The sequence below is a fragment of the Spartinivicinus marinus genome (assembly GCF_026309355.1).
Classification (GTDB): domain Bacteria; phylum Pseudomonadota; class Gammaproteobacteria; order Pseudomonadales; family Zooshikellaceae; genus Spartinivicinus; species Spartinivicinus marinus.
In genome coordinates this window covers 27,356-49,057 of the sequence record NZ_JAPJZK010000002.1, presented here as the reverse complement: position 1 = coordinate 49,057, position 21,702 = coordinate 27,356, and the positions used below count along the sequence as shown (strand labels likewise).

The 21,702-nt window shown below is 44.7% G+C and carries 1 protein-coding gene; it reads left to right on the top strand.

The genetic code is table 11. The features are described from left to right. Positions 1-144: 144 nt before the first annotated feature. Positions 145-21,645, top strand: coding sequence for a non-ribosomal peptide synthetase (locus OQE68_RS28435; RefSeq protein WP_180571150.1), 21,501 nt, complete (start codon positions 145-147; stop codon positions 21,643-21,645). The last annotated feature ends 57 nt before the right edge of the window (positions 21,646-21,702 follow it).

The following is a 21,702-nucleotide window of genomic DNA, read 5'->3' as shown; positions in this document are numbered from 1 at the left end:
TGATAATGCCGAAAAGGATGTGTCTAACGCATGTATAAGGTGTTATGTGGGGTTTTGCCAGATTTCGCGCTGGGTAAGAGGGCTAGCGTTAAAGTCCTTAGTTGAGATAAGAAAAAAGATTTAAATAGAAGGTTGTTTAGGGAAATGTCAAAGAAGAACGAAGCCAGTGTTTCATCACTACAGAAACTATTTGATGAGATGTCAAGCGGTACTGAGTTGCTAAACTCAGAATTTAAATTCCCACCTTGTAGCGGAAAAGCTAGTAGCAGTGTTTCGGGTCCGGAGTTGATCGACATGGTCAATAGAGTATCTGAAATCCTGATCCAACAAACTGAATCACAGAGTTACGTTCTGATTGCGCTGCCCAATTGTCGGGAGTTTGTTTCAACTCTTTTAGCTTGTTTTCAGGCTGATCTTATCGCAGTGCCTTTGTGTTATACCTCTGATGAACCATTGCTTCATGAAGTTGCACGTGTCACCCCTGTGTACAGGGTACTTAAAAAGCACGGTGATGTTGTTGTTGTGACTGATGAATTCACATTGGAAAATTCTGATCTTCAGTCGGAAGAGGAGTTAAAAATAGTAAAAGCAGATGCAATGAATTTGGCATCATCAAATCCTGATGGCTTGTTTGCACGAAAAGCAAATGATGACGATGTGGCTATTGCGCTATTTACTTCTGGTTCGTCTTCCGCACCTAAAGGTATTCACCTTACTCATAAAAATCTCTGTTGTCAGTTGAAGGAGGGAGCAAAACAGTGGGCATGCACTCAGGATAGTAAGGTTGTTAGCTGGTTATCGCTATCGCATAATTTTGGTTTGCATTTTGGTTTTCTCGCTCCTTTTTTTAGTGGTGCTTCTAGTACTTTTTTACATCCAGCTCAATTTACTCAGAATCCCTTGTTGTGGTTTGAGACGATTCAAGCTGAAGGGGCGACACATATAGCTGCACCAGATTTTGCATTCAAGTTATGCGTTGAATCTATTCTGGTTGATAAGCTTTCTTCACAAATGCTCTCAACATTGAGCTGTGTGGTGTCGGGTGGGGAGACGGTTCGGGAGAAGACCGCTGAAAGTTTTTTCAATACGTTTTCAGTGGTTGGCGCTCGAGCAGAAACATTTATGGCCCATTACGGTTTATCAGAGACCGGGCCTATCGTGACACAGAGAGGGGGCGGCGCAAGTGTCTGTAAAGTGGATATAAACGCTTTAAACGAGGGACGATTGGAGTTTAATAATGCTGCTGCGCATGTTGCCATCGCTGAATGTGGGGCAATTAGTAACGCTGTGCAGGTTCGAATTGTTGATCCAGAGAGTCGGTGTTTGTGCCTGGATGATCAAATAGGTGAAATATGGGTAAAATCAGATGCAATAACTGAGGGTTATTTCACCGATACTGATGAGTCTAAGAAAGCGTTCGATGCCGCTATTCAGGATACGGGAGAGAGGGGGTTTTTTCGTACGGGAGATTTGGGATTTGTCAAAAATAACCAACTGTATGTGAGTGGCCGAGAAAAAGAGACAATCATTGTTCGAGGAAAAAATCATTACCCATCGGCACTTGAAGACAGCATTTACTCTGCTGTAAGTGAGGTGACAAAGGCTGTTGTTTTCGGTTTGGACGATGGTAATGTTGAGACGATTATCGCTCTGTTGGAAGTTGATTTAGATGTGTCTTCCGGTGATTATCTTCATCTATCAGGGAATATTTGCCAGAGTATAGTGGAAGATCATGGCGTGGCTATAGGTGATATAGCCTTCTTTAGAAAAGGGGAATTGAAAGCCGGGATTGTTGGAAAAGTAAAAAGAAGATCGTTCAAGGAAGCGTATGTGCATAAACAATTGAAGCCCCTTTGGGCACTTGCTTTAAATAAGAAAGTTGAAAATTCTTCACTGTCAGGTAGTTCACTTTCGCAAGTTATAAAAACACTACAGAAAAGTGTATTTTCACCTGTACTGGGTAGAGTGTTGGAAGCTGACACTTTGTTCACTATTGAAGGGTTGGACTCTCTTCAATGTGTACGACTGGCTGCTCGGATAGAGCAGGCATTTGACGTTGAATTTCCAGCAGTACTGTTATTTAAATACCAAACCATCCGCGAAGTTGCGAATTTTCTCACGGGCGAAGAGGATGTTTCAGAAAAAGCAAATATTGCAAACAAAAAAGGAGAGGAGGATTTTAGCTCACCTATTGCAATCGTAAGCATGCATTGTGATTTTCCAAAAGTTGGTGAGGGAGTGGAAGCGCTTTGGGATTTTATTCTGGATGGCGGTGATGCTATCGACCTGATTGAGGTCAAGCGCCCAGAATTGTGGAAAGCTATGTGCAATTTTGGTGGAACCCCAAAAAAGGGGCTGCCCAAGTGGGCGGGGCTGTTAGATGATGTTAGTTCATTTGATGCAGAGTTTTTTGGTATCTCAAGGCGTGAAGCTGAATGCCTCGACCCTCAACAACGCAAAGTACTGGAGTTTATCTGGAAACTTTCTGAGCTGGCGGGATATGATCCTTTGTCGCTTGGAGGTAAGCGTATAGGATTGTTTGTTGGAGCACATAATACGGACTATGCTGATTTGCTTGCCGAAAAGCCGACGCTGATGAGTGAGTATGGTGCGTATATTGATTCGGGTTCGCATCAAACGATGATTCCCAACCGCGCATCGCGATGGTACAACTTGTCTGGCCCGAGTGAAATCATTAATACGGCTTGTTCCAGCTCATTGGTTGCGCTTCATCGTGCCATTCAATCCATTCAACGTGGCGATGCCGACTCCGCGATAGTTATTGGCGTTAATCTGATTCTATCTCCCAAGGTCTTATTATCCAGTGCTTCTGCTGGAATGTTGTCACCAGACGGGCGCTGCAAGACGTTAGATGCCAGTGCAAATGGTTTTGTGCGTTCTGAAGGTATCGCCGGAATAATGTTAAAACCTCTGGATAAGGCGTTGAATGACGGTGACAATGTTCTGGGGGTAATAAAGGGGGCTTCTGTTAACCATGATGGCCGAACAAATTCTCTACGCGCACCAAATGTCAATGCTCAAAAAGAGCTATTGATGTCAGCTTATCAAGATGCTGGTGTTGACCCTTCAAGTATTTCTTATGTTGAACTGCATGGTACAGGAACAAGTCTTGGCGATCCTATAGAAATTCAAGCCCTAAAAGAGGCATTTACCAGTCTAAATACTAACTTGGAATTAGGTTCTTGTGGTATTGGTTCTGTTAAGTCAAATATAGGCCACACCGAATCGGCGGCGGGAATGGCGGGTTTAATTAAAATATTATTGAGTCTGCGTCACAATAGATTACCGGGTGGGCTTCACTTTCAACAGATTAATCCGCTAATTGAACTGGATAAGTCACCGTTTTACGTCGTGGATAAGGATCGTCAATGGCGTCGTCATAATGACGAACAACCTCGTTGTGCAGGCCTGAGCTCTTTTGGTTTTGGGGGATCGAATGCGCACATAATTGTTGAAGAGTACGTTGATGAAGGCAAGGAGCTACCCGCTGAAGATGCCGGAAAGTCGGCGTTGATACTTTTATCTGCGGCAAATGAGGAAAGCTTGAATGCTTATGTTGAAAAGTTCCATTATTGGTTGTTAGATGATAAGACCCCAGCGTTGGCGGATATTGCATATACCCTGGGAGTTGCTCGTCATCCTATGAAGCAAAGATTGGGGTTGTATGTTGAGTCTGTCACTGAATTGCAGGAAAAATTGAGTACATTTTTGGCTGGGAAGTCAGTTGATGGATGTTTTTATGGTAGTACAGATAATCATGATAATTATGTGATTGCTGCTGAGGATGCGAATTCTTTGGATGATTTGCAGTTGCTTCGCTCCTGGGTTGATGGTGCGGATATCGACTGGAAAGAAATATATAAAGGGGAGAAAGGATGCCGAATTTCTTTGCCAACATATGTATTTGCTAAAAAGCACTATTGGGTACCTGATACGGAGCCTGTTGTCGAGGTAGTATCCCCACAATATATTCATCCTTTGTTGCACGCTAATACTTCTTCGCTCGGTCAGCAGCGATTTAGCGCCAAGTTTAATGGTGACGAGCTGTTCCTGGATCATCATAGGGTTGATGGAAAAAAAGTTCTACCTGGTGCTGCACATATGGAGATGGCGCGTAAAGCAGTGATCGAATCAATGGGTAGTGATGATGCTAATTGTCAGATTAACCTTAAAAATATTACTTTTTTGCGCCCGGCAATCATTGTTGACGGTAAGCTCGAAATACATATTGAGCTTGCGCTTATTGATGAGAATTTAATTCACTTTGAAATATTTGGTGATAGAAACAAGGGCGAAGTGTATAGCAAAGGTGATGCCGAGATAACCACCAATGAAGTACTGCTATCCAATACATTATCAATGTTGAAGATAAACAATTGGTCCGAGAGTATCTCTGGTCAACGGTTCTATGCGCAACTTGAAGGGACTGGGTTGGATTACGGTGAGAGTTTCCGCACAGTAAAAGAGGTTAGATCAGGGACTACTGCCGTTCAGGGTGAATGTGTGCTGGGTGAATTATATCTGGATAATAAAGTTACAGATGTTGCTGAGTATATATTACACCCTGCAATTTTGGATGGTGCATTACAACTTACTATGGTTCTTTTGGGCAATCAGGCGCTGCAATTTACACCAATGCCTTTTATTGCGAAGGAAGTTCATATACTCAGGCCTATCTCTACACGAGCATCGGTATATGTTCGTAGTAGCGAAAGTTCAGGTGTGGATGAGACACTGGATAAATTTGATATCGATATTTTTGATGAAAGTGGGTTGTTATGTGTAGCCATAAAACAATTTGTTATCCGTACATTAAAGAGTGACAAAAATACCACTAACAACAGCCCGACTGAAGTTTTGAGGTCAGATACCATACGAGATGTTGTATTAAAACAAGAATGGTATTCATGTGATTTAGAAGCACATGCTAAGAGTGAGTTAGGTAAGAGTGAAGAAAGTTCGGCGCGAGGCATTGATAAAGCCGAATCGGATACATCCGTTGTTGCTATTGGAGCCATACAAAACTGCCAGCAATTAGAAACTCTCTACCCAAACATTCAGCAGCTGGAACTTAGTATCAGTGACAGTATAGAAACCGTGGTGCAAAAGCTTGAGGGTATTGATAACAAAATTGAGCGTATTATTTGGTCACCACTGCTCCATGCTGGAGATATTACAAATGCTGAAATGCTTGATGCCCAAGAGAGCGGCGTTGTTCTGGGATTTCGTTTGGTTAAAGCGCTATTAGCTATGGGGTACGCTAGTCATTCGCTAGATATGATAGTGCTTACTAGGCAAACCATGATGGTGGATGGTGATGAGGCAGTGTGCCCAGCGCATGCCAGTATTCATGGGTTAATGGGCGCTTTAGCGAAAGAATGTTCCCACTGGAACGTGCGTGTCATAGATTTACAGGAAAACCCTGAGTCGGATCCTCTGTGGTCGTCTATATTCGCGTTGCCTAATTGTAACGGTGAAGTGATCGCTTACCGTAATGCACAATGGTTCATGTCGCGTTTGGTCGAAACCAAAACACAGATCCCACATGATAATAAAAGCGCTCTTTGTCAACAGGGTGTATACCTTATTGTTGGTGGTGCCGGTGGAATTGGAGAGGTATTCAGCGAGTATCTGATCAATGAATGTAACGCTCAGGTTATTTGGATCGGTCGCCGTGAAGAAGATGAAATAATTCAAGCAAAGCGCAATCGCTTAGCGAAACTTGGGAGTAAGCCCTATTACCTCAGTGCCGATGCATGTGATCCAGAGCAGATGGCGCGAGCATATAAAAGAATAAAGGACAAATTCGGTGATATCAATGGCGTTGTGGTATCGACAATCGTTCTGCAGGATCGAAGTTTGGCGAGAATGGATGAGGATACTTTTAGAGCGAGCTTGCGGGCAAAAGTCGATGTAAGTGTGCAGGTGGCCAAAACCTTTGTTGATCAATCATTGGATTTTGTATTGTTCTTTTCTTCCATGCAGAGTGTTGTTAAAGCGGCAGGGCAGAGTAACTACGCTGCGGGTTGTTTGTTTTCGGACGCCTATGCTAAAGCGTGGTCTCTACTTGGCGCCAATGTTAAAACTATAAACTGGGGTTATTGGGGACATACTGGCGTTGTAGCGACGGAGCAATACCAAAAGCGTATGCAGGCATTGGGACAGGAGTCTATTGAGACTAACGAAGCCATGTCGGTACTTGAATCCTTACTGACTGCATCTGAAGAACAGCAACTTTTTTATATGAAGATCAATGACCGATTCGACAACACTAATGGAATTCTACCGAATAGTCTTTTCAAGCATACGATGAATAATAATGATATTGGTGCTGTTGTACTGGATAAAGTAGATTTAAGTGATAGAAGTATTGCCGAGCATACCTTGGCGCAGAGTCAGCGAAACACCCATGAAATGGATGCTTTATTAGTAGAGGTGCTGGCTAGCACCCTTAATGATATAGGGTTGTTTGATTGTGATATAGCAGTTGAACAGTGGAAGCGACAACAGAGTTTTCCAAACCTGTATGATCGCTGGTTGCAACACAGTCTACAAGTATTGGCTGATGCTGGCTATTACGATATGCAAAACGGTACGCTTAAAAAAGCCGTTAGCCCCATCACTGATGTATGGCAGGAATGGGAGCGTTACCTGAAAGAAAGTCGTGATAATGAGCAGTTGCGGGATAAAGTAAATTTACTGGATTGCACATTGAAATCTTTAACCGCTATCTTGGCTGGTAAAGAAAAAGCAACGCAGATTATGTTTCCCTCAGGGTCATTGCATTTGGTTGAAGGTATCTACCGTAATGATGTCACTGATTACTTTAACGATGTCTTGGGTGATGTTCTAGTTGCTTATATCAAACAACGCATCCAGCAGAATAGCCGTGTAAAAATAAGAATTCTTGAAATTGGTGCAGGCACTGGGGGTACCAGTGAGCGACTATTTAAACATTTAGAACCTTATGCCGAGCATATTGAAGAGTATTGTTATAGTGATATATCAAGGGTTTTCTTGCAGCATGCAGATGAAACATTTGCACCGAAGGTTGGCTATTTAAAAACATCACAGTTCAATATTGAAAAAAGTTGTGAGCAGCAGGGAATGCAATGTGGCGTTTATGATATAGCACTCGCAACGAATGTGTTACATGCCACGACAAATATGCATCGTACAATAACAAATGCCCATGAATTATTGAGACCTGGTGGTTTGTTGTTAGTCAACGAAATTACTTGCGGTAGTCTGTTTACGCATATGACTTTCGGGCTGCTGGAAGGTTGGTGGCGATATGAAGATGCAGAGCGGAGAACAGGCGATTCACCAGCTCTAAGCAGCACATCTTGGCTAACACTACTCTCTGAGGTAGGTTTTTCTGTTGGGCGTTTACCCGCAGTGTCGGCCGCTGAGTTGGGGCAGCAAGTCTTTGTTGCGCAAGTAAAAGATATTGAACGTGCATACGAAAAGAGCAATGGTGAAGAAATATCTCAAGCTAAAAATGCAGTGAAGACAACCAGTGAGATAGAAACGACAACCGATCATTCCAATGAATTAAAGGAAAATACGGTTGCTAAGATTAAAAAACTAATAGCGAATTTAGCTAAAGTCAGTGATAGCGAAATAAAAATTAAAGCAACGCTCGAATCCTACGGCATAGACTCGATAATGATCATGGAAATGACGGACGAGTTGTGTAAGGGGATTCCAGATATAGACAGTACTTTGTTGTTTGAAAGTCAGACAATAGAAACTCTGGTGGATACCCTGATTGTCCAAAATACTCAAAGTTTAAAGCGTTGGTTGAATATAGATGTAGTTTCGGGTCATGCGTTTTCAGGAGAAATGTTAGCAGCTAATACCGGCTCTCAATATGCTGGTGATGGGCTGATTGACAAAACAACCCGCAAAATAAAAGACTTGGTGGCTGGGTTGGTGAAAGTGGATAGCTGCGAAATTAGTGAAGATCATATGCTGGAAAAGTACGGCATCGACTCTATTGTTATTATGGAAATGACTGATGTACTCGCTAAAGGCATTCCAGGTATTGATCATACGTTACTATTTGAAACTCAGACGATTAAAGCTTTAGTTGATACCTTGGTTAAAAATAACCGAGAGGATTTACTTGGTTGGGTTGGCTTTGATCAGCGCTCAGCATCGATCGGTGAAACAGCATTATCAAGACCAGAACGCATTGATATAAAAAACCAGGCAATCAGTAAGCTTAAGGATTTGGTTGCCAGCTTGGTTAAGATAGAAAACCATGCAATTGATCCTGATGTTGTATTGGAAAAGTACGGTATTGATTCCATCGTTATTATGGAGCTAACGGATGAACTGAAAAAAGTACTGCCAGATATAGATAGTACACTGCTCTTTGAAACGCGGACGATAACAGCGTTGGTTGAAACATTAATGGATCGCCATTACTCAGGATTACAGGGTTGGCTGGGGGAAAGCGTAACACACAATGTTGCGACGTCGTTAAATACACCACTACAGGATAACAGCTCGCATGTCGGGGTTAACTCGCCAGAGGAAAGTCTCGGTACACCTCGGAAAATACAGGAAAGTGTTGATAGTGATGTGGCCATTATCGGGTTATCCGGACGTTTTCCTGAATCTGACAACTATGTTGAGTTTTGGGAAAATTTAAAAGAGGGCAAAAATTGTATTGCTCCTGTCCCCGATGGGCGCTGGGAAAATTCCACTGGAGATAAAAAATACCCTGATTGGGGTGGTTTTATAGCGAATGTTGATGCATTTGATGCGGATTTTTTTGGGATCGCATCAACGGATATTGAGCAAATGGACCCCCAGGAAAGACTATTTTTGGAACAGGCATATGCTTGTGTGGAAGATGCAGGTTATACCCCTGTAGCTTTAAGCAAAAATAAACACGTCGGGGTATTCGTTGGTGTTATGAATAGCTTCTATAAAAAAGGAGCTAAAAACTGGTCGATAGCGAATCGCGTTTCTTACGCTTTGGATTTACATGGGCCGAGCGTTGCAATTGATTCGGCCTGCTCATCTTCTTTAACCTCGATACATATGGCCATTGAAAGTTTACAAAGTGAAACGTGTGAAGTGGCAATCGCAGGTGGGGTAAACTTAATTGTAGACCATGAACAACTAACCAATCTAGCAAATGAGGGTATGTTGTCGGCGGGGAATAAGTGCCGATCCTATGGTGAAAATGCTGATGGGTTTGTGGATAGCGAAGGATGCGGAGCCGTTGTTTTAAAACCCTTGAGTCAGGCAGTGGCTGACGGTGATCATGTTTACGGGGTGATAAAAGGTAGCATGATTAATGCCGGTGGTCGGACAAATGGATACACCGTACCGAACCCTAATTCCCAAGCCGATGTTGTTAGAAGAGCAATCAAGCGAGCGAATATACACCCGCGAACTATCAGTTATGTAGAGGGGCACGGAACTGGTACGGCAATGGGCGATGCAGTTGAGCTTGCTGGGTTAAATAAGGTGTTTATGGCTGACACTAGTGATAAGCAATTCTGTGCTATTGGTTCAGTTAAGTCCAATATTGGTCATAATGAAAGTGCTTCTGGTATTGCAGCATTGACGAAAGTTTTAATGCAAATGAAGCATAAGATGTTGGTGGCCAGTCTTCATGCCGAGAAAACGAATACTTATATCGACTTTTCTTCTGGTGCTTTTAAAGTTCAGCAAAAAAATGCGTCTTGGCAACGTCCGGTATTAAATTTCAATGGTGCCGAAGAGGAGTTTCCTTTAAGGGCGGGTATATCCTCCTATGGTGCTGGCGGTGCAAATGCTCATATTGTTGTTGAAGAGTTTCATCCCATTGAAGAGACTGCGGTTTTCGATAGTCCTGTGGCTGTCATACTTTCAGCAAAAAACGATGAAGCACTTCGTGCAAAAGCATACCAATTGTTTGCTTGGTTGGACAAGAGTAACTTCGTTGAGAAAGATCTACTAAGTCTAGCATACACTTTGCAGGTGGGCCGTGAAGGAATGAGTCATAGAGCTGCTTTTGTTGTTAGCTCAATTCAATCACTTAAGGATAAACTCAATGCTTATTTGCAAAATGTTGTAGAGGGTGGGGTATATTCTGGTTCCGTCGGGTCTGACAAAACTATTGAAATGATTGCTGCAGATGAAGATATGGTTATGACCATTGATCTGTGGCTGAAAAAGAAAAAGTTCGATAAATTACTGGATTTATGGTGTAAAGGTCTTGATCTTGACTGGCAAAAACTTTATCAGCTGCAACGGCCTCGTCGTATCAGTTTGCCAACTTACCCGTTTTCAAAGAGTAGTCGCTTTTGGCAGGTAACATCCTCTCAAACTGTTCAGCGTGATGTCATTGTTGTAGATACTACGCAAAAAAATATACCGCAGCTGCAACAACAAGTGCAGGCTAAACAGGTTTATGAGGCTCCGGTTACTGACACTGAGAAAAAGTTATGTCAATTGTGGCAAAGCCTTCTGACTCATCAACCTATTGGTTTACAGGATAGTTTCTTTAGTCTCGGTGGCAACTCACTGCTGGCTTTGCAGATGATTTCCAGGGTTAGGGTGCAATTCCGTGTTGAATATCCTGTTGTGGAATTATTGCAGTCACCAGTCTTACAAGAGATGGCGCAGAAGATTGATGAGTTACAGGCGTCCGGTGATGGCAGTGAACTTTCAGTCATTGAGGTTGCTGATCGCAGCCAAGTCATTCCTTTGGGGTATGCACAAGAGCGTCTCTGGTTTGTCCATGAGTACATGGAAGATCAGCGTACCAGCTATAACATCACTACAGCTGTTCATTTCCAAGGCGAGCGCTTTTCTATCGATGCCATGTGTGGTGCTTTTAATGATCTTGTCGCCAGGCATGAAGCGTTACGCACCAGTTTTAAAGTACTGACCCAGGGTGGCGAACCTCAACAAGTGATTCAAGAAGGTATGGTGCTGGACATTCCGGTACTGGATGTCAGTGAAGATGAGATTCAGGGAAAGATCGATGAAAACACCCATTATGTGTTTGACTTGGTCAATGGTCCGCTGATCACCGTCACTATTTTACGTATTTCACCGGAATACTACGTACTCATCACAAATATTCACCACATCATCTCAGATGGTTGGTCGCAAGGGGTTGTGATCGAAGACTTGCAAGCGTTGTACGAAGCGCGGTTGCGAGGGGAGAGTGCACAACTGCCCGCTCTAAATATCCACTATGGGGACTACGCGGTATGGCAGCGCGAGCAGAACCTGGATGCCCATTTGAGTTACTGGAAAGAATCGCTGGATGGGTATGAAGATGGGTTGAACATGCCATACGATTACCCGCGTACGGCTGGTCGAGCCTGGCGGGCGGCAATGATCCAGTACAGCTATCCCGAGTCGTTGGCCAGGAAACTAGCCACTTACAGTCAGTCCCAACAAAGCACCTTATTTATGACGTTGCTGGCCAGTTTGGCTGTCATCATGGGACGTTACACTGGACGAGAAGATCTGTCTATCGGAACCACAGTAGCAGGGCGTGACCAAATAGAACTGGAAAGTCTGATTGGATTTTTCATCAATATTTTACCGATTCGTTTGGATCTGTCGGGCAACCCGAGTCTGGAGCAAGTGCTGCAGCGTACACGTCAAATGGTACTGGGCGGCTTTGACCACCAGGCATTGCCGTTTGAGCACTTACTCAACGAATTGAGGATGCAACGTGATAGTAGCCAGATTCCACTGGTACCGGTGATGTTACGTCACCAGAACTTCCCAATGTCAGAAATTGTGGAATGGTCTGATGGCGTACATGTGAAGCGCACAGAATTGGGTGGTGACCGAACCACACCGAGTGAACTGGATTGGCAGTTCTTTGGTGACGGCAGTTACCTGGAAGTCTCCTTGGAATATGCTGCAGACCTGTTTAGCGAAGCGACGGTCAGACGGTTTATCAAGCATCACCAGCAAGTGCTGGAACAACTGGTAAGTACACCGCAGGCACGACTGTTAGATTGCGCAGTATTAACACGTCATGAGAGCAAGCTATTTTCGCGGTTCAACGATACCTCGCGAATGATGAGCCGTGATACTAGTCTGATCGACCTGTTTGAGCAGCAGGTTGCCCGTCAGCCCGAAGCCATCGCTTGTATCAGTGTCAGCGAGCTTGGGAGTGATGAGAGGCAGATGCGTTTTGCCGAGGTGAATGCACGTGCTAACCAGTTGGCGGCGCAACTACTGGCGGCTGGTGTGGTGAACGAGATGCCGGTGGGTATCTTCAGTGATCGTTCCCAGGAATTACTGATAGGTTTGTTAGCGGTGTTTAAAGCGGGCGGCTGTTACGTACCGATGGATCCCGCGTATCCGAAAGACTATCTGGAGCAGATCATTGATGATGTGACACCAGGGTTAATTCTGTGTAAGGCCGAACAACAGGCAAAGCTGCCGGCCGTTCCTCAGGTTCACCCCTGGTTGGATCTGGATAACCCGGAAGTGAATGCACAGCCAGGTGATATTGATATTCACCAGCCTTTGGCGGCCCAGCAGTTAGCTTGTGTGATGTACACCTCAGGTTCCACGGGTAAACCCAAAGGCGTGATGGTACCTCATCATCAAATCTTAAATTGGTTACATGCCTCATGGGAGCGAACACCTTTTGCAGCCACTGATGTTGTGTTGCAAAAAACGCCGATTGCTTTTGCGGTATCAGTGAAAGAGCTGCTCAGTGGTCTGTTGGCAGGGGCGGCACAAGTTATGGTGGCTGATCAGCTTGTCAAAGATGCGGTAGCGTTGAAGCAAATCATTGCACGCTGGCAGGTGAGTCGCCTGTTTTTAGTGCCCTCACATTTGGCTTCCTTACTCGATGATACGCGAGAGTTGCAATCTTTGAATTGTATCGTCACCGCCGGTGAGGCGCTGACACAAAGCATTCGTGATCAAGTGCTGGAAAGTTTGCCAGAGGTGACGTTATGGAATAACTACGGGTGCACCGAGATGAATGACGTTAGTTATTACGAGGTTAGTGCTACACACGCAAGCGTTGATGAGAATGCCTTCGTGCCGATCGGTTATCCGATTCACAATACCCAGGTCTATGTGTTGGATGAGCATCTGCGTCAGGTGCCGATAGGGGTCATGGGTGAGCTGTATGTCGACAGTGTTGGTATGGCGCGAGGTTACTGGCAGCAGCCGGGATTAACAGCCGAGCGTTTTATTGCCAACCCGTATAGCTCGCGTCCAGGCGCGCGGATGTACAAAACGGGTGACATGGTACGTTACCTGGCAGATGGCAGTTTGGAATATCTAGGACGTCAGGATTTTGAAATTAAAGTGCGTGGTCACCGTATTGATGTACGTCAGGTAGAAAGTGCGCTTAATGGTCACGCATCCGTTGCGCAAGCTGTGGTGAGCAGTTGGCCACCGACAACACAAAATGCGCAGTTGGTGGCATATGTAGTGGCATCGCAGGGTGTGGTGGATCTTGATCAGTTGCGTACACATTTGTCGGAGAAACTACCGACGTATATGCAGCCGAGTTTATATACGGTGTTGGAATCGTTACCGAAATTGCCTAATGGTAAGTTGGATCGTAAGGGATTACCGGCTCCGGATACATCGGAAAATGGTGAAGAATATGTTGCGCCACGTAATGAAACGGAAGTATCGTTGGCCGCGATATTCAGTGAGATTTTGCATATAGAGAAAGTGGGTGTACGGGATAACTTCTTTAATCTTGGTGGACATTCACTACTGGCGACACAGTTGATATCGAGGGTTCATCAGGAATTGTCTGTCGACATTCCTCTTAGTGTGTTGTTTGGTAATCCTGAAGTGAGTTCGCTGGCAGAATACATTGAAATGCTAGATGGGGAAGTTGAACATAAAGCGATAGTAAGTGTTACCAGTGATTCTTCTTTGCCTTTGACATTTGCGCAAGAGCGAATGTGGTTCCTGCATAATTTTGTGGAGGGAGCCCCATACAATACGCCGGGGATGGCGTTGCTTAAGGGAGAGGTAAATGTTGAGGCTTTGACAGAATCATTCCGAATGGTTATTGAGCGACACCGAGTATTGAGAAGCAATTTTATCGACGAAGAGCAGTCAATATTACAGCATGTTGGAAGTGCAGAACGCTTTGAAATGCCTGTGATTCCCGTTGAAAGCAAAGCTCAGCTCGATGAAATTTTAGCTGTTGAAACGGTGCGTCCTTTCGATTTGGAAAAGGATCTGCTAATTAGAGCTGCACTATATAAATTGGATGAGACGACACACTATATGTCGGTTGTCATTCATCATATCGTTTTTGATGGATGGTCATCATCTGTGCTCCTGCAAGAAGTCTCAAAGAGCTACTCCGCACTGGTAAAAGGTGGGCAGAATCCGCTTTTACCAATGGCAATACAGTATTCTGATTATGCTCATTGGGAAAGAGAGCTATTTGAGGGAGATGCGTTCGCGAAAAAATTACCTTATTGGGAGCAACAGCTTAAGGACGCTGAAGCGCTTGTTTTGCCTACTACCTATGAGCGTCCACCTTTCCAGAATTTTGATGGTGCCATTGTTGATTTTTGTTTAGACCAGGCGTTAGTGCAAAAAATTAAGTCATTGTGTAGTGAAACCGGTTCCACTGCATACATGGTGATATTAGCTGCTTTCAGTATTGTATTGTCTCGTTACTCGGGACAAAAAGATATTTGTATTGGTAGTCCAATTGCCAATCGTCATCATGCCGAGCTGCATGACTTAATTGGTCTATTCGTGAATACGTTAGTTATGAGGGTGCGTTTAGGCGAGTCTCCAAGTTTTGCGGAGTTGCTTTGTGATATAAAGCGAACAACATTGGATGCATACGAACATCAAGACGTTCCTTTCGAGAAAATCGTTGATCACTTCAATATAGAGAGGGATACCGCACGATCTCCGTTTATTCAAGTGATGTTCAATTATCAGAATACGCCAAATACAGATTTGGTCTTGGAAGGATTAGATGTAACACCAGTTATGGCGCACAATGGTACCGCCAAATTTGAAATCACTATTGATTTGACTGAAACAAGTCATGGTATATCCGGTTTTATTGAATATGCCACGAGTTTGTTTAGTGAAGGTTACATTCAGAGCCTAATGACTCACTTAACCGTTTTGTTGGAGTCTGTCTGCAAAAAACCGAACACCTCAATTGATCAGTTGTCACTGCTTACACAGGCGGAAAGAGATCTGTTTCTTGATCGCTCCATTCCAGAGACTTTGACGGAGGATGCTGCCACTGTACTGGATTTGTATGAGCAGTTCGTACATGTGACCCCGTCTCAAGTAGCTATTGGGGGAGATGTGCCAATGTGCTATGCAGAGCTAGGTGAAAAAGTGGATCGTGTCGCCAGTTATCTGGTGTCTCAGGGAGTCAAAAAAGACACGCTTGTTGCACTGCATGTCAAGCATTCAGCAGATCTGTTAATAGGTGCGTTAGGCATACTAAAAGCTGGTGGCGCTTATGTTGCTATAGATAGTGACACAGCTCCAGACCAGGTTTACCACATTCTATTTGAGTCTGAACTAGAGGTTATTCTGACGAGTTCAGACGTGGTAGACAATTTGCCTGTTGATGAGCAGAAGGTACTGTTTATTGATAAGGTGTTGTCAGGCAAGACACCGCTTGCGGTAGAGGATAAGGCTAGTCTGCCTACTGTTTCAGCCGAAAGCCTAGCGAATGTTAGCTACAGTGTTGGGAACAGTGGAGATGTGGTTGGAGTTAGCGTTTCCCATAAAGCACTTTCCGCGCGTTTGCAGTCGCATCAGCGGTTGTCGGATTTGTCTTCAGAGGACCGTTTCTTACTGAAAACATCGGGCATGCAGGAAATGGCTGTACTAGAAATGTTTCAGTGGATGGTCTGTGGTGGCGAGCTTCATATCATTAACCAGGATTGGGATTCGGTTGAAGATCTTGCTGAACAAGTGAGTAAGGGGGGCATTACTATTTTGTATTTGCCTATTTCATCCTTAAGCGATCTTTGCCTGTATTTGAGTTGTAATGAAAGTGCAGCTGAACAATTCCGTTCCTTGCGAATGCTCTTCTGTTGCGGCACTGGTGTGTCGGAGGATGTCATGCGTCGTACCAAAGACCAGCTTGAAAAATCGGGCTTACAGGTACGGTTGATCGCTTTGTACGGTGGTAAAGAGGTTTCTAGCGGTCTATGTAGCTATGACGTTTCCGATGCTGATACGTATCAAAAAAATACGGAGATCATTGGCAAGCCGCATGATAATGCCAATTGTTATGTAAGATTGGAAAATGGTGATTTGGCACCTGTAGGAATTCCTGGTGAGTTATATGTCAGTGCTGATCAGATGGCTAGTGGTTACTATAACAATGCAGCTTTAAATCAGTCTCGTTTTATGGCTAATCCGTTCTTTGAAGGCAAGGTCCTCTATCGTACTGGTGATCTTGTTAGATGGTTGTCCAATGGCGCTTTAGAGCATATAGGTCGAGTCGATGATAACGATTATCTACGGGATCGTAGAATCAATTTGCGATTAATAGAAGCCTATCTGCGCGAAGTCAATACTGTACAAGATGCTGTGGTGACATACCGAGCTGATGATACAGGCCAATATAAAATTATTGCCTACATTGTTAACCAGAGAGAAACTCATCAAGGCAATACTATGCAGGTTTTCCCTGCTCCTGGTGATACTCGCAAGAAACAATTGGCATCTAGTATAGCCGATACGCTTGAAGGGAAACTCACTGATTATATGTTACCTGCAGCGTATGTGTTCTTGGAGCGTTTACCATTAGCTGCTGATGGTTCTGTAAACAAAGCAGCCCTACCAGCGCCTGAAGACGGTGTCACTGATAATGCTGAGTATATTGAACCACGTACACCAACAGAGAAATGCCTGGCGATTATTTGGCAGGAAATTCTAGGTGTCGCGCAGGTGGGGTTATTGGATAGCTTCTTTAATTTAGGTGGTCACTCCCTATTGGCGATACAGCTTGTTTCCGGTGTGCGTCGAGATTTGAAAGTAGACTTACCTATTACCCAAATTTTTGAGTCTCCAGTGCTTGAAAGTATGGCGCAGAAGATTGATGAATTACAGGCGTCCGGTGATGGCAGTGAACTTTCAGTCATTGAGGTTGCTGATCGCAGCCAAGTCATTCCTTTGGGGTATGCACAAGAGCGTCTCTGGTTTGTCCATGAGTACATGGAAGATCAGCGTACCAGCTATAACATCACTACAGCTGTTCATTTCCAAGGCGAGCGCTTTTCTATCGATGCCATGTGTGGTGCTTTTAATGATCTTGTCGCCAGGCATGAAGCGTTACGCACCAGTTTTAAAGTACTGACCCAGGGTGGCGAACCTCAACAAGTGATTCAAGAAGGTATGGTGCTGGACATTCCGGTACTGGATGTCAGTGAAGATGAGATTCAGGGAAAGATCGATGAAAACACCCATTATGTGTTTGACTTGGTCAATGGTCCGCTGATCACCGTCACTATTTTACGTATTTCACCGGAATACTACGTACTCATCACAAATATTCACCACATCATCTCAGATGGTTGGTCGCAAGGGGTTGTGATCGAAGACTTGCAAGCGTTGTACGAAGCGCGGTTGCGAGGGGAGAGTGCACAACTGCCCGCTCTAAATATCCACTATGGGGACTACGCGGTATGGCAGCGCGAGCAGAACCTGGATGCCCATTTGAGTTACTGGAAAGAATCGCTGGATGGGTATGAAGATGGGTTGAACATGCCATACGATTACCCGCGTACGGCTGGTCGAGCCTGGCGGGCGGCAATGATCCAGTACAGCTATCCCGAGTCGTTGGCCAGGAAACTAGCCACTTACAGTCAGTCCCAACAAAGCACCTTATTTATGACGTTGCTGGCCAGTTTGGCTGTCATCATGGGACGTTACACTGGACGAGAAGATCTGTCTATCGGAACCACAGTAGCAGGGCGTGACCAAATAGAACTGGAAAGTCTGATTGGATTTTTCATCAATATTTTACCGATTCGTTTGGATCTGTCGGGCAACCCGAGTCTGGAGCAAGTGCTGCAGCGTACACGTCAAATGGTACTGGGCGGCTTTGACCACCAGGCATTGCCGTTTGAGCACTTACTCAACGAATTGAGGATGCAACGTGATAGTAGCCAGATTCCACTGGTACCGGTGATGTTACGTCACCAGAACTTCCCAATGTCAGAAATTGTGGAATGGTCTGATGGCGTACATGTGAAGCGCACAGAATTGGGTGGTGACCGAACCACACCGAGTGAACTGGATTGGCAGTTCTTTGGTGACGGCAGTTACCTGGAAGTCTCCTTGGAATATGCTGCAGACCTGTTTAGCGAAGCGACGGTCAGACGGTTTATCAAGCATCACCAGCAAGTGCTGGAACAACTGGTAAGTACACCGCAGGCACGACTGTTAGATTGCGCAGTATTAACACGTCATGAGAGCAAGCTATTTTCGCGGTTCAACGATACCTCGCGAATGATGAGCCGTGATACTAGTCTGATCGACCTGTTTGAGCAGCAGGTTGCCCGTCAGCCCGAAGCCATCGCTTGTATCAGTGTCAGCGAGCTTGGGAGTGATGAGAGGCAGATGCGTTTTGCCGAGGTGAATGCACGTGCTAACCAGTTGGCGGCGCAACTACTGGCGGCTGGTGTGGTGAACGAGATGCCGGTGGGTATCTTCAGTGATCGTTCCCAGGAATTACTGATAGGTTTGTTAGCGGTGTTTAAAGCGGGCGGCTGTTACGTACCGATGGATCCCGCGTATCCGAAAGACTATCTGGAGCAGATCATTGATGATGTGACACCAGGGTTAATTCTGTGTAAGGCCGAACAACAGGCAAAGCTGCCGGCCGTTCCTCAGGTTCACCCCTGGTTGGATCTGGATAACCCGGAAGTGAATGCACAGCCAGGTGATATTGATATTCACCAGCCTTTGGCGGCCCAGCAGTTAGCTTGTGTGATGTACACCTCAGGTTCCACGGGTAAACCCAAAGGCGTGATGGTACCTCATCATCAAATCTTAAATTGGTTACATGCCTCATGGGAGCGAACACCTTTTGCAGCCACTGATGTTGTGTTGCAAAAAACGCCGATTGCTTTTGCGGTATCAGTGAAAGAGCTGCTCAGTGGTCTGTTGGCAGGGGCGGCACAAGTTATGGTGGCTGATCAGCTTGTCAAAGATGCGGTAGCGTTGAAGCAAATCATTGCACGCTGGCAGGTGAGTCGCCTGTTTTTAGTGCCCTCACATTTGGCTTCCTTACTCGATGATACGCGAGAGTTGCAATCTTTGAATTGTATCGTCACCGCCGGTGAGGCGCTGACACAAAGCATTCGTGATCAAGTGCTGGAAAGTTTGCCAGAGGTGACGTTATGGAATAACTACGGGTGCACCGAGATGAATGACGTTAGTTATTACGAGGTTAGTGCTACACACGCAAGCGTTGATGAGAATGCCTTCGTGCCGATCGGTTATCCGATTCACAATACCCAGGTCTATGTGTTGGATGAGCATCTGCGTCAGGTGCCGATAGGGGTCATGGGTGAGCTGTATGTCGACAGTGTTGGTATGGCGCGAGGTTACTGGCAGCAGCCGGGATTAACAGCCGAGCGTTTTATTGCCAACCCGTATAGCTCGCGTCCAGGCGCGCGGATGTACAAAACGGGTGACATGGTACGTTACCTGGCAGATGGCAGTTTGGAATATCTAGGACGTCAGGATTTTGAAATTAAAGTGCGTGGTCACCGTATTGATGTACGTCAGGTAGAAAGTGCGCTTAATGGTCACGCATCCGTTGCGCAAGCTGTGGTGAGCAGTTGGCCACCGACAACACAAAATGCGCAGTTGGTGGCATATGTAGTGGCATCGCAGGGTGTGGTGGATCTTGATCAGTTGCGTACACATTTGTCGGAGAAACTACCGACGTATATGCAGCCGAGTTTATATACGGTGTTGGAATCGTTACCGAAATTGCCTAATGGTAAGTTGGATCGTAAGGGATTACCGGCTCCGGATACATCGGAAAATGGTGAAGAATATGTTGCGCCACGTAATGAAACGGAAGTATCGTTGGCCGCGATATTCAGTGAGATTTTGCATATAGAGAAAGTGGGTGTACGGGATAACTTCTTTAATCTTGGTGGACATTCACTACTGGCGACGCAATTGATATCGCGCACAAGACAAGTGTTCAGTGTAGAGCTTCCAATGCGTGATATTTTTGAATTTCCAGAATTGGAACAAATGGCTGTTTGTATTGAGCAGGCTCAAAAGGAAGGGGGCGGTTATACCGTTGCTGATATCGTTCCAGTCAGCCGAGATCAGATGATACCTCTATCTTATCTACAGGAGCGTCTATGGTTTGTTCATGAGCATATGCCTGAGCAGCGAACAAGTTACAACGGTACTATTGGTATTCGTCTATTGGGTAGCTTGTCCTTGGATGCTTTGATTAAAGCATTTGAAGCTCTGATACAAAGACACGAAACCCTGCGTACAATCTTTAGAAATAACCCGAAAACCAATCAGCCTGAGCAAATTATTAAAGAAACTGGCAAGTTGGATGTGAAAGTTTTCGATGGAGACGAATCTGATGTCTTTCGCATGATGGATGAACTCGCGAGTAATATTTACGATTTGTTTAATGGACCTCTTATCCTACTGCGGATATTGAAGTTAGATACTAATGAGCATGTATTACTTATAGGCATGCACCACATTATTTACGATGCTTGGTCACAGTACAATGTTATGAGTCGGGATGTGAGAGCTTTATACAATGAGCAAATGACAGGAGAAAAAGCTAACTTGCCAAATCTGCCAATCCAATATGCGGATTATGCGATATGGCAAAAAAGTAATGATCTATCCAAACATCTTGATTACTGGATGGAAGAGTTGGATGGATACAAGGAAGGTTTGGAATTGCCCTATGATGGTCCGCGCACGAAAAGTCGTGATTGGCATGCTGCCACTTATACTTACGATTACCCGGAAGCATTGATTAAGGAGTTTGACAGATTTATCCGTGAGCACCAGGCGACCCTGTTTATGGGGTTGTTAGCAAGTTTCTCTCTTCTTATTAGTCGTTATACTGGTCGTCAAGATATCTGTATCGGTACTACCTCTGGTGGTCGTAATCAAGTCGAACTGGAAGATCTGGTAGGTTTTTTCATTAACATTCTGCCGTTGCGAATTGACCTCTCTGGTGATCCGAGTATCAGAGAATATATGGAGCGTGTTAAACGGTTGGTTTTAAACGGTTTTGAGCATCAGGCATTACCTTTTGAGCACCTGTTAAATGCAATGCAAAATACGCGAGATAGCAGCCAGATTCCACTAGTGCCGATTGTATTACGTCATCAAAACTTTCCAACAGCATTGAGTGACAAATGGAACGATGAGTTGGATATGGAAATAATAGAAAGAGATGAACGGTCAACTCCCAATGAAATGGATTTGCAGTTCTTTGGTGATGGATCAAGCTTACAGGTAGTTGTGGAGTATGCGGAGGAGCTGTTCTCTGAAAATACTATCTCCCGCATGATAAAACATCATCAACAGGTTATGGAGTTCTTAATTGCCACGAGCAAACAACAGCCTGAAGAAGCGTTAGAGGAGTGCGCTGATTGATGCGATATGTTGGTGTTAATTAATTATCATAAGTAAATAATCCACCTTCTTAGAAGG

Bases quoted from the DNA above. Each gene is read 5' to 3' on its own strand.
- OQE68_RS28435 (WP_180571150.1), top strand. From the start codon at position 145: ATGTCAAAGAAGAACGAAGCCAGTGTTTCATCACTACAGAAACTATTT.